The organism is Arthrobacter sp. JUb119, assembly GCF_024807995.1.
Classification (GTDB): Bacteria; Actinomycetota; Actinomycetes; order Actinomycetales; family Micrococcaceae; genus Glutamicibacter.
Genome location: NZ_JANUFE010000002.1, coordinates 289,381 through 303,173, shown reverse-complemented (window position 1 = coordinate 303,173; position 13,793 = coordinate 289,381). Strand labels below are relative to the sequence as shown.

Sequence of the window (13,793 nt, the reverse complement as noted above, 5' to 3'; positions counted from 1 at the left end):
GCTCATGGCTTCCCTCCTCTACCGCCTCGCTCGATGGGCACACCTGCACCGCTACCGCGTCATTTCAATGTGGCTGGCGGCCTTCATCTTCATCGGCCTGTGCGCCAGCTTGTTCATGGGCCAGCTATCGAATACCTTCACCCTGCCCGGAACTGAAACCCAGCGCACCCTCGACCGAATGAAGGAAGAGCTCCCGGATCTCGCCGGCGGCTCTGGCTCGATTGTGTTCCGTGAAAGCTCGAACCGGCCGCTGAACGAAACCCAGCAGCAGGCCGTCGCCGAGTCCCTGGAACAGCTGGCCATGCAGTCCCAGGTAGTCGAAGCCATGAGCCCCTTCGAACTGCAGGAACAGCTCGATAAGGCGCAGCCAGAGCTGGAGAAAGCGCAGCAGGAACTCGTTGACGGCCAGGAAAAGCTTGACGATGCCAAGGTGCAGATTGCCGATGGCAAGGTGCAGCTCAAGGAAGGCCGCGAGGAACTCACCGATGGCTGGGCACAGTACTTTGACGGCCAGAAGGAAATCCAGGCTGCCGAGCCGCAAATTGCCGCCGCCGAAAAGCAGCTCGCCGATAGCCGCGCGCAGCTGGAAACCGGCCAGCGCGAGCTGACTTCGGGTCGTGCCCAGATGGAAGCCGGCGAAACGAAGTACAACGCCGGATTAGCCCAGTACAAGGACGGAACGGCCGAATACAACGCTGGCCGCGCAAAGTTCGACGCTGGCGAGCAGAAGCTCGATGCCGCTGACGCCAAGCTCGCCGCGGGCGAGAAGGAGTACCAGGCTGGCATGGAACAGCTGCTGGGCGACTCTTCCCGCGAAGAATTCGACGCAACCCTGTCGGCAGGCAAGGAAGAAGCCACCACGGGTCTGAAGTCAGCTGAAGATGGCCTGGCCGCCGCACAGGCCGGACTGGCCGAGGCTGAAGCCGCTATCGATGATCTGAAGATCCAGATTGCAGGCGTGCAACAGCAGCTTGATGCCGCTGAAGAAGCCGGCAATGAAAAGGAAATCTCCGAATACACCGCTGCGTTGAACGCCTTGCAGGGTGGTCTCGCCGAAGCCGAAGCCGGCAAAACCTCGGCTGAATCCGGCATCGCCCAAGCGACCGCCGGTAAGCAGCAGGCCACCGCCGCACTGGGGCAGATCGCCAAGGCCGAAGCCGGCTTGAAGCAGCTTGACGCCGCCCGCAAGGAACTCGACGCTGGACAGGCCCAGGCCAAGGCCGGCCATCAGGAACTGGAGGCGAACCGCAGCCAGCTTAGCGCCGCCAAAACCCAGCTGGACGACGCCAAGGCGCAGCTGGATGCAGCGAAAACTGAGATCGCCAGCAACAAGGTGAAGCTGAGCGAAGGCCAGGCCGAGCTCGATGCCGGCAGGGCCAAGCTGGAGGCCGGGCAACGTGAATTCGATGCCAAGAAGGCCCAGTTCCTTGCAGGCAAGGCCGAGCTGGCAGAAGCCAAGAAGCAGCTTGAAGACGGCGAAAAAACCATCAAGGAAAAGACCGCCGAGCTTGAGCAGGGCGAGAAGGACATAGAGCAAGGCCTGAAGGATCTGGAATCCGGCCGAGCTGAACTGGAATTCGCTTCGCGCCAGGTGGGCGCAAGCTCCGATATGCGTTTCGTTTCCGAAGACGGCAGTACTGCAGTTTCGCAGGTGACCTTCAAGGTCCAGACCGACGCTTTGACTCCCGATGACCGCGAGCAGATCAAGGCTATCGCCGCAGGTCCACAGGCTAACGGCGTTGAGGTGCTGTTCTCCAAGGAGATCATGCAGGACATGTCCCAGGTCTTCGGAGCCTCGGAAATCATTGGTGTGGTCATCGCTGCCATTGTCCTGATTGCCATGCTCGGCACCTTGGTCGCCGCCGGCCTGCCGCTGTTGCTGGCGATCCTCGGTGTGGGCGCTGGCGTGGGCACTACGATGGCGTTCTCCTCGCTGATTGACATGGCCTCGATTACCCCTGCCCTGGCTCTCATGCTGGGCCTTGCGGTGGGCATTGACTATGCGCTGTTCATCATCCACCGCCACCGTTCGCAGCTGTTGTCCGGCATGGAGGTCGGAGAGTCGATTGCACGCGCCGTGGGAACCAGCGGCAACGCGGTGGTCTTCGCCGGGCTGACCGTGATCATCGCACTGGCCGCACTGGCTGTTCCAGGGCTTCCGTTCCTGACCGTCTTGGGCCTGTCGGCCGCGTTCACCGTGTTCTGCTCGGTGCTGCTGAACATCACTTTGCTGCCAGCACTGCTGTCCCTGGCCGGCACCAAATTGGTTTCCAAGCGGGCCCGCAAGAAGGCAGCCGCGGATGCCGCGATTCCCCACATCAAGGAATCGTTCTCCATTCGCTGGGTTCGCATGGTCACCAAGATCGCTGTTCCGGTGACCCTGCTGGTGATACTCGTCCTGGGTGCCATCGCCCTGCCGGCCACGCAGATGCGAACCGCTTTGCCTGATGGCAGTGCAGAACCTGCCGATTCGCAGGCCTTCCAGGCCTACGAGCAAACCAGCGACAAGTTCGGTTCCGGCTACAACGGCCCGCTGCTGGTCTTAGCTGATCTGCCTGCAGGGCTCAGCGAGCGCGAAGCTGAGGAAACTAGCCTCGATGTGGCCGAGAAACTGCGCGAATACAACGGCGTGGTGGCCGCAATTCCAGTCACCATGACCGAAGACCGCACCTTGGCAGCCATCCAGGTGATCCCTACCGATGGCCCTTCCTCGGAAGCCACCGAAGCGCTGGTGCACCAGCTGCGTGCGGACTACTCGGAGTTCTCCGAGGCCACGGGTGCCGACATTGCCGTGACCGGCCAGGTTGCCGCGCAGATTGACGTCTCCGAAAAGGTCACCGCCGCCCTGGTACCGTACCTGAGCATCGTGGTTGGCCTGTCGCTGATCCTGCTGCTGCTGGTCTTCCGTTCGGTCGTGGTTCCATTGCTGGCCACCGGTGGCTTCCTGCTCTCGCTGGCCGCGGCCTTCGGCGCCAGCGTCATGGTTTACCAGTTCGGCTGGTTCTCCGGCCTCTTCGATGTGAACGTTCCCGGTCCGCTGCTCAGCTTCCTGCCGATCCTGCTCACCGGCATCCTGTTCGGGCTGGCCATGGACTACCAGGTCTTCCTGGTCTCGGCGATGCGTGAACGCTACGCTCACGGCGAGCCGGCCAAGGACGCGGTCCGTTCCGGCTTCTCGATGGCAGCACCGGTCGTCACCGCCGCTGCGCTGATCATGATCTCGGTCTTCGCCGGCTTCGTGTTCTCGCACCTGGCAATGATCCGCCCGCTCGGTTTCGCGCTGGCTTTCGGTGTGCTCTTCGATGCGTTCATCATCCGCATGACCTTCATTCCGGCAGTGATGCACCTGCTGGGCGACAAGGCCTGGTACCTGCCTAAATGGCTGGACAAGATCCTGCCGGATGTTGATGTCGAAGGATCGAAACTCAACGATATGCTGGATTCCGGGGAAAGCACTTCCGCTGATAATTCCAGCCAGGACCAGGCCAAGGAGAACGCCGCCGTATGAGCGAACAGATGAAGACAGGACCCCGGTTGCTGCTGGCTTCGGCTTCGTGGGGACGCAAGAAGGTCCTGGCCGATGCGGGCATCAAATTCACCACCCAGGTTTCCGAGGTGGATGAAGATGCGGTGCTGGCAGCTGCCGTAGCCCGCAACGGCGAGCAGAGTCCAGCGCAGACCGCATTGCTGCTGGCTCGTGCCAAGGCCGAGAACGTGACCCAGGCAGATCATCCGGCAGGCACCGTGGTGCTGGGCTGCGATTCGGTCTTCGAACTTGATGGCGTGGCCTACGGCAAGCCGCACACCAAAGAGGTAGCCCGCGAACGATGGCTGCAGCTGAGCGGTTCTACCGGAATCCTGCACTCGGGCCATTGGCTGATTGATCCCGCCAATCCGGAACAGGCTCGCGGCCAGGTATCTTCCACCGTGGTGCATTTCTCCACCGTGGATGATGCCGAGATCGAGGCCTACGTCGCCAGCGGGGAACCGCTGCCCTGCGCCGGGGCATTCACCATTGACGGGCTGGCTGCAGCCTTCATCGAGTCCATCGAAGGCAACTTCCAGAACGTCGTCGGATTGGATGTCTTCGTGCTGCGCGGCCTGCTGGCCCAAGCCGGGATCAGCATCGTGGATCTCTGGAAATAATCCGGTTCCGGCCGGCAAATGGTGTCTTCCGCCCCACAGCGGAAGGCACCTTTTTCATGCCTGCAGTTCCCTGCTCAGCAGCATCTGTTCGTGCCCGAACCCGCGCTGGAGCATGATGTGGCGCCGGCAGCGGCGGCAATGGAAGTATTCAACAATCCCGGCGGAAGTCCGATGCCTGGATCCGATCTCCCAGCAGTGCTCATGGACATCGGTTTCCTGCCGGGAATCAACGGCTTGGCTGTGCTGTGCAATAGTCATGGCTCCAGCATGATGTAATGCTCTTATGCAACTCAACCCTTACGGAGAATATGCGGTGCTCCTCGCTGCGTCGCTGGCCAATGACTGGCCATCGGACCGCGACGGCATCGAACAACGCACCCGGCAGAGCGGCATGACCATGCCTTTTCCGCGGCTCGCCTCGGACTATGCCCAAACGCGCGCGGTAGTGGATGACTGGCTGGACATCGTTGACGCGCCGTCCGATCCCGAGCGGGCGCTGCTGCTGAATTTGCAGGCGGCTCGAGCTTCGGCCTATCCGCGCCTGGTGGACCACGATGGGGAGGGTTGGCACCTGCACTATCGCGATGACGGCCAGAGCATGCCCCAGGTGCTGCGCTCGGTCTTCTGCGTGGGCACGGCATTGCACCTGACCACCAGGGGCATGCACCGGCTGCGGCGCTGCGAGGCCGCACCCTGCGGCCACGTGGTTGTGGACGTGACACGCAACGGGCGCCAGCGTTTCTGCTCAGTGCGTTGCGCCAATCGCGCGGCCATCAGGCGGCACCGCGAACGGCAGGCGTAGCTGCCGGGGCTGATTCATGCCAGGCCGGAACCATGGCGTGGCGGCGCACGGCGGGAGGCCGGGTTGGCTTGGCTAGGATATGGATGTGACTTCAGCTATCCGTTCCGCGCGCCGCGCGGATATTCCCAGTGCGTCCTCTACTTTGGCCGAGGCGTTTGCGTTCTACCCCTGGACACGGTGGAGCATTCCAGCCGATCGCTACCTGGAGCGCTTGGAACGCCTTCAAGCCGTCTACCTTTCCCACGCTCTGGAGCATGGAGTCGTCCTGGTCAGCGAGGACCTCGACGGTGTCGCTGCGCTCCTGCCACCAAGTTGTCCAGAGCCTGGCTTGGGCATGCAGGAAGAGATTTCGCAGCTGATGGGCGATCGCTTGGAGATCACCTACGGAGCCGACCTGCCACAGCGGCCTGAGAACGCGTGGGACTTTGCCACGCTTGGGGTTGCTGGATCCAGCGTTGGACGGGGTCTTGGTTCGGCACTCATCAGCCGGTGCCTGAACCATATTGCCGCGTCGGACTATCCCGAGGTGTCGCTGGAAACATCCAACGAGAGAAACGTCCGCCTATACGAGCGGCACGGTTTCGAGGTATTGCATCGCACCGCGATAGCAGAGGGACCTGTGGTGTACACCATGGGCGCCAACCTTGGATAGCCCAATCCTGCAGGCGTCAAGCGGCCCTTCAGGAATCCCTTGGCTCCCGGCCAGCTAGAACACTAGAATGTTCTCGTGGATCCTGGTCCAGCCCACCTCTTCCAAGTCCGGGAAGTCGGCTCCGGCCCGGACCAGCATCATCCTCATTCCAGGAGCGCTCACTTCGACGATGGCATCCGCGTCCCGGCCCCGCCGCATCCGCCAGCAGCGGAAGCCTCTCCCTGGGCGAATTTGAACAGGCAAGCCGTTTGCTCATCTGCCGATGCGGTGGCGAAGTAGTCGGCGTTGCCGTGCGTGACCAGAAATCGCACGGATTGCATGCCAAGGTTCTCCAACTGGCTCCTATCCCCCGGCCACTGGTCGGCTCCAGCCGGTTCGCGGTCAAGCGCCGGGATGCCGGTTGCGCTGGAACAACCGGCCAAGGCGAGCAGTCCAGCAGCCAGCAGCGCACAGAGCGCTTTGCCTCGATTTCCCACGGCGGCCTCCTTGTTTTCCATCTTGGCGATAGCCTAGTTCGCCGGGTGCGCGAAGACTAGGGCAGAGGCCAGCGCTGCCAGCGCACCAGCGGAGAGCAGCGCCCCTTCCAGGCCTCGCCGGCGACAGGGTCCGCAAGCCTCCCTGGGCAGGTTCCACGTTGAGCCAGCGCCAAGGTCCTTTGTAGGATTCCTCCAAAAAATTCACCCTAACACCCTCGTTCTAGGCGATAACTACATATAGTTCCCACAAAAACGATAGGCTCATAGCTGAGAAACCCTATTTTTAAAAGACAAGGTTCATGATGAATCCATTGACGAAGGTGCTTATCGCCAACCGCGGCGAGATTGCAGTGCGTATTATCCGTGCCGCACGCGATGAAGGAATCGAGTCCGTTGCGGTCTATGCCGACTCGGATCGCGATGCCCTGCATGTGCGTCTGGCTGATGAAGCCTACGCGCTGGGCGGTACCACCGCCGCTGAATCGTACCTTCGCATTGAGAAGATCCTGGACGCAGCTGAACGCTCCGGCGCCGACGCGATCCACCCGGGCTACGGCTTCCTCTCGGAGAACGCCGAATTCGCCCAGGCTGTTATTGAAGCGGGCTTGACCTGGATTGGCCCTTCGCCAGAGTCCATCGACCAGCTCGGCGACAAGGTCAAGGCCCGTCACATTGCTGAAAAGGTGGGCGCTCCACTGGTTCCCGGCACCAAGGATCCGGTGGCCTCGGCCGACGAGGTATACGCCTTCGCCGACGAGCACGGACTTCCGCTGGCCATCAAGGCTGCCTACGGTGGCGGCGGACGCGGCATCAAGGTGGTCCGCAACCGCGAAGAAATCGGCGAGATGTACGACTCGGCAGTGCGTGAAGCTGTCGCGGCTTTCGGCCGCGGCGAATGCTTCATCGAACGCTTCCTGGACGCACCGCGCCACGTGGAGACCCAGTGCTTGGCCGATATCCACGGCAACGTGGTTGTCGTCTCCACCCGCGACTGCTCGCTGCAGCGCCGCAACCAGAAGCTGGTTGAAGAAGCGCCGGCCCCGTTCTTGAGCGAAGAGCAGACCACCCGGCTGTACGAAGCTTCCAAGGCCATCTTGCGCGAAGCGAAGTACAACGGCGCGGGCACCTGCGAATTCCTGGTAGGCCAGGATGGCGTCATTTCCTTCCTCGAGGTTAATACCCGTCTGCAGGTTGAGCACCCGGTCTCCGAGGAAGTCACCGGCCTGGACTTGGTTCGCGAGCAGTTCCGCATCGCCCGCGGCGAAGAACTGGGCTACACCGACCCGGAGATCCGCGGCCACTCCTTCGAGTTCCGCATCAACGGCGAAGATGCCGGCCGCAACTTCATGCCGACCCCAGGCACCATCTCCAAGATGAACCTGCCATCGGGGCCCGGCGTTCGCGTTGACTCGGGCATCGAGCAGGGCGAAAGCGTTTCAGGGAACTTCGACTCGATGATCTCCAAGCTGATCGTCACCGGCAGCACCCGTGAAGTGGCTGCGGCTCGTGCCCGCCGTGCGCTGGAAGAATTCCAGATCGAGGGCATGGCTACCGTACTGCCATTCCACCGCGCAGTGATGAGCGATCCATCGTTCGTTCCGACCCAGGGGCCATTCAAGGTCCACACCCGCTGGATCGAAACCGAATTCGATACCGCCATCGAGCCCCACCCGATGCCTATGGACGGCGAGGACGCAGCCGAAGACGAGCGCACCAGCGTGACCGTTGAAGTTGGCGGCAAGCGCCTGGAAGTCACCCTTCCTTCGTCGCTGGGATCGGTATCCTCCAACGGTGCCGAGAAGGCCGCAGGGAAGAAGAAGCGCAAGCCGGGCCGCAAGGCAGCCAGCTCCGCTGGCGCGAACAGCGCAGAACTGCGTTCGCCGATGCAGGGCACCATCGTGAAGGTTGCCGTTGAGAATGGCGAGGCCGTGGCCCAGGGCGATCTGATTGTCGTGCTGGAAGCGATGAAGATGGAGCAGCCAATTACTGCGCACCGTGATGGCGTGGTCAGCGGCTTGGAAGTTGCCCCAGGCGAGACCCTGTCATCGGGCGCCGTCATCGCTTCGATCGAAGAAGCCAAGTAGCACTCGTTGGTATCGACGCAGGGCCTGGACAGATATGTCCAGGCCCTGCGTCGTTCTGCAACTGGAATCTTCTACTCTGGCACCTGTCCATGTTCTGCCCAGTGCGCCATGGATGCCTTCAGGTGATCGGGCATGAGCAGGAACTTCGGTTCAAGCTCTTCCCAGCCAGGCATTTTCGCTTGGCGGCTAGCTGCTTCGTGCGCCGCATCGATCTCCTGCTGCGTATCGAGCCCGCTGCCGTTCTCGCCTACCAGGCTCAGGTGGTAGATCCATGTTGAACCATCGGCTTCCACATGCCTGAATGTTGCTTCCAGCGCTGCCCGTTGTGCCGATAAGGATGCTTCGCATTCCTCGTAGCGCGCATTGAGCATGTCCATCCAGGCGCCAAAGTTCTCATCCTGCCCATCCTTGATCCTTGAACGGCTCAGCTCCAGACGCATGCCTTGCGGCACTGAAGCTGGCATCGCAAAGCCGGGAAAGTCCCGAGGCGTGGGATTGTAGGGAACATGCGGTTCTTTTTCGACCATGACGTGATGCTTCCAGAATCCGCCTGTTTTGTCACTGCTATTCGGATGCTGGAAGTTCCCGCACGCCAGCCAATGGATACTGAATAAGGAGGGTGGTTCGGGCTACTGCCGAGCTAGCCAGGCATCGAAGGTTTCGTGGCCCAACCGGGCGGAACCGCCCGGCAGCAGTCCCCCATCACGCATGGCCTTGCCCATGGGGCCAGGAACAGGCACTTCAACCATCTTTGGAGACCTGCCTTGGGCCTGCAGGTACTTGGCAAACAGGTCGGGAGCGTATTCTTCTTGCGGCCCAGCAAGGTCTTGCACCACGCCCTGCGCCGGCGCCTCAGCAAGATCCACTAGTGCTGCGGCCACTTCGATGCCCGCGATGGGCTGCATCCGCATTTTCGGCGCCATCTGCACCGGACCCGCGCCCAGACGCTTGATATTCTGGCCAATGAATTCGTGGAACTGGGTCGAGCGCAGCAGCGTATAGCCACCGGGAAGCATGTGCAGCATCCGCTCTTGCACGGCTTTGCCCGCGTAATAGCTGGAATCCACTTCGGCCGCTCCGATGATCGAGAGCGCCACGTGGTTCTGCACCCCGGACTCGCGCCCCACGCTGACGAGGTTGGCCGTCGAGTGGGTGAAATACCGCATGGATGCAGCAGAGCTGGTGGTGGAAACTCCGGAAACATCGATGACCGATTGGCAGTCAACCAGCCACTGCTTTACCGCGTTGCGGTTCACCAGGTCGCATCCCACGGACCGTGCGAGCACCACTGGTTCGTGGCCAGCACTCTTGAGTTTTTCGACCACCAGCGTGCCGATAGCGCCGGTGCCTCCCGCAACTGCAATACGCATGAGCATTCCCCTTCGGTATTGGATATCCCGCGTCCCATGCTTCCATGCCGCGCATCAAGTTGTCAGGGGTTAATGACCCTTTTCAGCTCGTATTCATCCAGGCTGCACGGAAACGGGAAACGGCCCGGCGAATCATCATGGCTTGATGATTCGCCGAGCCGTTCCCTCGGCAAGACTGTCGAACTACTCGACCCACTCTTCCATGTCCATGTCAGAGGTATCGCGCGTCATGAACAACGCGACCAAGGTCAGTACCGCGCCAAGTGCCAAGTACAGGCCAACGCCGGTGGTGTTGCCCGCACCTGCCTTCCACAGGGCTACAGCCACGAAGGACGCAGGAGCCGCACCGATCACCGAGGACATGTTGTAGGCAACAGCCGAGCCGGTGTAGCGGACATTGGACGGGAACAGCTCAGGCAGATACGCAGCCATTGGGCCGAAAGTCAGACCCATCAGGGTGAACCCGATGATCAGCCCGGCCATGGCAGCGCCCTGGCCTGGACCGAAGAACAAGGTCCAGGACAGTCCGAAGACGAAGATGCCCGCGGTAACCCAGATCAGGAACTTGCGGCGGCCGAACTTCTCAGCCAACGGGCCCGAAACCACGGTGAAGATGCCGAAGAAGACGACACCGATGATCAGCATGGTCAAGAAGGTCGGGCGTTCAATGCCCAAGCCCGGAACGAAGCCTGCGGCGTCAAAGGTCTTGCCCTTGGCTTCAGCTGCAGCAGTCGCCTGCTCGATGGTAGCTGGCTGGGTGCCGTAGGTCAGGGTGAAGGAGGTCATCAGGTAGAACAGCACATAGGTTGCCAGCATGATGAAGGTACCGGCCAGGGTTGGGCGCCAGTGCTTCTTCATGGTCACCGCAAACGGCGACTTCACTACCTTCTTCTGATCCAGGACCTTCTTGAAGGACGCGGATTCAACCAGCTTCAGGCGTACCCACAGGCCGATGATCACCATGACTGCCGAGAAGTAGAACGGAACGCGCCAGCCCCATGCCATGAACTGCTCTGCAGTGCAGAAGGTCTGCAGGGCCACGAACATCAGGTTCGCAATGATGAAGCCGATGGGTGCGCCCAGCTGGGGGAACGTGCCGTAGATGGCGCGCTTGTTCTTCGGCGCATTCTCGGTGGCCAGCAGCGCAGCGCCGGACCATTCGCCGCCCAGCGCCAGGCCCTGTGCGAAGCGCAGCAGCACCAGTGCGGTCGGAGCCAAAACGGTCCAGTTGCCCGCGGCCGGCGGCAGGAAGCCGATCAGGAAGGTGGCAATGCCCATCAGCAGCAGTGACGCCACCAGGGTGCCCTTGCGGCCGAGCTTGTCGCCGTAGTGGCCGAAAATGATCGAGCCCAGTGGACGAGCCACGAAAGCCACGCCGAAGATCGCGAACGATGAAAGGATCGCGTTGATGGTGGAGGCGTTAGGGAAGAACAACGCCGGGAAAACGAGAACCGACGCGGTGGCGTAGGCGTAGAAGTCGAAGAATTCGACAGTGGTGCCAATCATGCTGGCAAACAGCACGCGACCGCGGGTGTTTTCCTTCGGCGCCACTGCTTGGTTAGCCTGCGACATGGAGGCTGCTCCTTAGAGTGAAAGTACGAGTCTGATGTTCATTTACGTTGCCATAATCGTAAACCTCGGTGACCAGTATTCGGATATTGATGTCCAGCATTTGGACACCAGATGAAATGAAACTGAACAGCAAACGGCAATTCACGGGCCTACTAGCAGGAATATGCGCTTCCACATACTGAGACGTGACCTGAGAAAACGGTTTTTACACTTATATCAGAGTCGGTCGGCAAAGTGAATGGCGTCACAAGAGCTTGTATTACGGCACTAATGGCAAAAGGACGGCATCTCCCTGAATGCAAGGGAAATGCCGCCCTGGTAAAGTTCTTCAGAACCTACCGATGACGGTGCAGGCGACGTGCCGCTTCGGCCAGCGAACCGGACAACGACGGGTAAACGGTGAAGGTTTCAGCCACGTCATCAACATGAAGGCTGTTCTGGACCGCCAGTGCCAGCGAGAAGATCAATTCACTGGCACGCGGAGCAACCACAACACCGCCGATAACAGTGCCCGAGCCCTTGCGGGAAACGATCTTCACGAAGCCCTGGTCCACGTTCATCATCTTGGCGCGAGCGTTGGTGTTCAGGTCAACCTTGATGATGTTGGCCTGGTACTTGCCCTCGGCAACCGCACGCTGGGTCACACCCACGGTAGCGATTTCCGGGGAGGTGAAGACGTTGGATGCCACTAGATCCAGGTTCAATGGCTTTACCGAGTCGCCGAGCAGGTGGGCCACGGCAATGCGGCCCTGCATGGCTGCTACCGAAGCCAGGGCGAAGACGCCCGTGCAGTCGCCGGTAGCGTAGATGTTGGTTGCGGTAGTGCGCGAAACGCCATCGACCTTGATGTGGCCCGAGTCGGTCAGCTGCACACCGGCTTCTTCCAGACCCATGTTGGCGGTATTGGGGATGCCGCCCACTGCAACCAGGCAGTGGCTGCCTTCGAGCACGCGACCGTCCGCCAAGGTGACCAGCACCCTGTCGCCCTGGCGCTCCACGCCCTCGGCGCGAGCCTGGGAAACAACGTTAACGCCGTTGTCCTTGAAAGCATCTTCCAGCACGCCAGCTGCGTCTGCATCCTCGCCGGGCAGCACGCGGTCGCGCGAGGAAACCAGCGTGACCTTGGCACCGAGCAAGTTGTACGCCGAAGCGAATTCTGCACCGGTAACGCCGGAGCCTACAACGATCAGGTGTTCAGGCACCTCGTTCATGTTGTAGATCTGGGTCCAGTTGAAGATTCGCTCGCCATCAGGCTTGGCGGTAGGCAGTTCGCGCGGGTGGGCTCCCACGGCAATCAGCATGGCGTCCGCTTCGATTTCCTGCTCGGAACCATCCGGGTGCGATACGGCAACCGTGTGGTCGTCCAGCAAGCGGCCCTCGCCGATCACGATGCGCACGCCAGCGCGTTCGAGGGTGGTGCGGATATCCGAGGACTGCTCCTTGGCAAGATCCAGCAGGCGGTGGTTCACCACCGAGAAGTCGGTGACGGCCGAGTCGAGGCCGTCAACGTGGACTCCAAAGGTCTCTGCGTGCTTCACCCGGCGCACTGCGTCCGCCGTAGCGATCAGGGTCTTGGAGGGCACGACGTCGGTCAGCACCGCTGAACCGCCCATGCCTGCACGCTCCACGACGGTGACATTGGCGCCCAGCTGGGCTGCACCCATGGCAGCTTCGTAGCCGCCAGGTCCTCCGCCGAGAATAACTAAACGGGTTGCTTCATTCCTACGATCTGCGCTCACATTCACTATTGTTCACCATGCACGGTGATTGCGCACATCGAAGCACGATCCCGGAACGTGATTTTGAATCTGAAGCACTAGTTTCACCTGACAAAGCGCCCCGCTACCGGTAGCGTATTTCCCGTGACTGATATGCAAAATGACCCACAGGTCCTGGCGGCACAAGCTGCCCAGGCAATCGCCGAACAGACCGGCGTCGAAAAACACGACATCGCGGTGGTCCTGGGCTCCGGTTGGGGCCAGGCCGCCGAACTCATCGGCGAAACCACCCACACCCTGGATGCCGCCTCCATTCCAGGCTTCCATGCCCCGGCCGTACCCGGGCACAAGGGCAGCATCTCCTCGATCCTGACGTCCACTGGAAAGCGGGTCCTGGTTCTGGGTGCCCGCACCCATTACTACGAAGGGCGCGGCGTGCGCGCGGTAGTCCACCCCATCCGCACCGCGGCAGCTGCCGGCTGCGAGCAGCTGGTGCTCACCAACGGTTGCGGCGGCCTGAATCCGAACTGGACCCCAGGCACCCCGGTAATGATCTCGGACCACATCAACTTGACTGCCGCCTCCCCTTTGGAGGGCGCGACCTTCGTTGACCTGACCGACCTGTACTCCTCGCGCCTGCGCGAGATTGCCCTCGCAGTTGATCCGACCCTGGATCAGGGCGTGTACGCGCAGTTCACCGGACCGCACTACGAAACCCCGGCCGAAGTCCAGTACGCCAAGGTGATCGGTGCTGATCTGGTCGGCATGTCCACCGCATTGGAAGCAATAGCCGCCCGCCATGCAGGCATGGAGATCTTCGGTATTTCCCTGGTGACCAACCTGGCCGCCGGCATCAGCCCGGTGCCGCTGAGCCACGAGGAAGTCATCGAGGCCGGCCAGGCCGCCGGTCCGCGCATCTCCAAGTTGCTGGCACAGATCATCGCGAAGCTCTAAGCCTCGCATTATCGGCGCA

12 protein-coding genes are annotated in these 13,793 nt (G+C 61.4%); 6 read left to right on the top strand and 6 right to left on the bottom strand.

The features are described from left to right. The first annotated feature begins 4 nt into the window (after nucleotides 1-4). Together M2368_RS07415 and M2368_RS07410 are read left to right on the top strand one after the other, a co-directional pair. Complete coding sequence (locus M2368_RS07415) at nucleotides 5-3,508, top strand: MMPL family transporter (RefSeq protein WP_498724299.1); 3,504 nt, start codon at nucleotides 5-7, stop codon at nucleotides 3,506-3,508. Next, nucleotides 3,505-4,146, top strand: coding sequence for a Maf family protein (locus tag M2368_RS07410; protein ID WP_105661745.1), 642 nt, complete (start codon nucleotides 3,505-3,507; stop codon nucleotides 4,144-4,146). The genes M2368_RS07415 and M2368_RS07410 overlap by 4 nt, the downstream gene beginning before the upstream one ends. A 54-nt stretch (nucleotides 4,147-4,200) precedes the next feature. Here the strand turns inward: M2368_RS07410 and M2368_RS07405 are convergent, their stop codons facing one another. Continuing rightward, nucleotides 4,201-4,404 (bottom strand): hypothetical protein, encoded by a 204-nt coding sequence (locus tag M2368_RS07405; protein WP_146112924.1) that lies wholly within the window; start codon nucleotides 4,402-4,404, stop codon nucleotides 4,201-4,203. A gap of 25 nt (nucleotides 4,405-4,429) precedes the next feature. Here M2368_RS07405 and M2368_RS07400 point away from each other — a divergent pair, with 25 nt between their 5' ends. Both M2368_RS07400 and M2368_RS07395 read left to right on the top strand, forming a co-directional pair. Next, a complete protein-coding gene (locus M2368_RS07400) occupies nucleotides 4,430-4,948 on the top strand; it encodes a CGNR zinc finger domain-containing protein (RefSeq protein ID WP_498724298.1) in 519 nt (172 codons plus the stop codon). An 85-nt stretch (nucleotides 4,949-5,033) separates the two neighbouring features. After that, nucleotides 5,034-5,600 (top strand): GNAT family N-acetyltransferase, encoded by a 567-nt coding sequence (locus tag M2368_RS07395; RefSeq protein ID WP_388024124.1) that lies wholly within the window; start codon nucleotides 5,034-5,036, stop codon nucleotides 5,598-5,600. 158 nt (nucleotides 5,601-5,758) lie between these two features. Here the strand turns inward: M2368_RS07395 and M2368_RS07390 are convergent, their stop codons facing one another. Then, nucleotides 5,759-6,097 carry a hypothetical protein gene (locus tag M2368_RS07390; protein ID WP_498724297.1) on the bottom strand — a complete coding sequence of 113 codons (339 nt, stop codon included), beginning with the start codon at nucleotides 6,095-6,097 and terminating at the stop codon, nucleotides 5,759-5,761. A gap of 281 nt (nucleotides 6,098-6,378) precedes the next feature. On the opposite strand from M2368_RS07390, the gene M2368_RS07385 reads away from it, so the two are divergent. Beyond that, entirely contained in the window at nucleotides 6,379-8,160 is a 1,782-nt protein-coding gene (locus M2368_RS07385) for an acetyl/propionyl/methylcrotonyl-CoA carboxylase subunit alpha (protein WP_498724368.1), read from the top strand. Nucleotides 8,161-8,231: 71 nt separating this feature from the next. Here the strand turns inward: M2368_RS07385 and M2368_RS07380 are convergent, their stop codons facing one another. From M2368_RS07380 to M2368_RS07365, 4 genes are all read right to left on the bottom strand, one after another. Continuing rightward, nucleotides 8,232-8,687 carry a DUF6176 family protein gene (locus M2368_RS07380; protein ID WP_498724296.1) on the bottom strand — a complete coding sequence of 152 codons (456 nt, stop codon included), beginning with the start codon at nucleotides 8,685-8,687 and terminating at the stop codon, nucleotides 8,232-8,234. 102 nt (nucleotides 8,688-8,789) lie between these two features. Continuing rightward, nucleotides 8,790-9,530, bottom strand: coding sequence for an SDR family oxidoreductase (locus M2368_RS07375; RefSeq protein ID WP_448937578.1), 741 nt, complete (start codon nucleotides 9,528-9,530; stop codon nucleotides 8,790-8,792). A 183-nt stretch (nucleotides 9,531-9,713) separates the two neighbouring features. Continuing rightward, nucleotides 9,714-11,102 carry an MFS transporter gene (locus tag M2368_RS07370; protein ID WP_102598219.1) on the bottom strand — a complete coding sequence of 463 codons (1,389 nt, stop codon included), beginning with the start codon at nucleotides 11,100-11,102 and terminating at the stop codon, nucleotides 9,714-9,716. A 335-nt stretch (nucleotides 11,103-11,437) separates the two neighbouring features. Next, a complete protein-coding gene (locus M2368_RS07365; RefSeq protein WP_181148819.1) occupies nucleotides 11,438-12,847 on the bottom strand; it encodes an NAD(P)H-quinone dehydrogenase in 1,410 nt (469 codons plus the stop codon). Nucleotides 12,848-12,973: 126 nt separating this feature from the next. Between M2368_RS07365 and M2368_RS07360 the strand changes: the two genes are divergently transcribed. After that, nucleotides 12,974-13,774, top strand: coding sequence for a purine-nucleoside phosphorylase (locus M2368_RS07360; protein ID WP_105657112.1), 801 nt, complete (start codon nucleotides 12,974-12,976; stop codon nucleotides 13,772-13,774). The last annotated feature ends 19 nt before the right edge of the window (nucleotides 13,775-13,793 follow it).

Excerpts from the sequence above, each read along its gene's own strand:
- M2368_RS07415 (WP_498724299.1), top strand. The coding sequence starts at position 5 with ATGGCTTCCCTCCTCTACCGCCTCGCTCGATGGGCACACCTGCACCGC.
- M2368_RS07410 (WP_105661745.1), top strand. The coding sequence starts at position 3,505 with ATGAGCGAACAGATGAAGACAGGACCCCGGTTGCTGCTGGCTTCGGCT.
- M2368_RS07405 (WP_146112924.1), bottom strand. The coding sequence starts at position 4,404 with ATGACTATTGCACAGCACAGCCAAGCCGTTGATTCCCGGCAGGAAACC.
- M2368_RS07400 (WP_498724298.1), top strand. The coding sequence starts at position 4,430 with ATGCAACTCAACCCTTACGGAGAATATGCGGTGCTCCTCGCTGCGTCG.
- M2368_RS07390 (WP_498724297.1), bottom strand. The coding sequence starts at position 6,097 with ATGGAAAACAAGGAGGCCGCCGTGGGAAATCGAGGCAAAGCGCTCTGT.
- M2368_RS07385 (WP_498724368.1), top strand. The coding sequence starts at position 6,379 with ATGAATCCATTGACGAAGGTGCTTATCGCCAACCGCGGCGAGATTGCA.
- M2368_RS07380 (WP_498724296.1), bottom strand. The coding sequence starts at position 8,687 with ATGGTCGAAAAAGAACCGCATGTTCCCTACAATCCCACGCCTCGGGAC.
- M2368_RS07375 (WP_448937578.1), bottom strand. The coding sequence starts at position 9,530 with ATGCGTATTGCAGTTGCGGGAGGCACCGGCGCTATCGGCACGCTGGTG.
- M2368_RS07370 (WP_102598219.1), bottom strand. The coding sequence starts at position 11,102 with ATGTCGCAGGCTAACCAAGCAGTGGCGCCGAAGGAAAACACCCGCGGT.
- M2368_RS07360 (WP_105657112.1), top strand. The coding sequence starts at position 12,974 with ATGCAAAATGACCCACAGGTCCTGGCGGCACAAGCTGCCCAGGCAATC.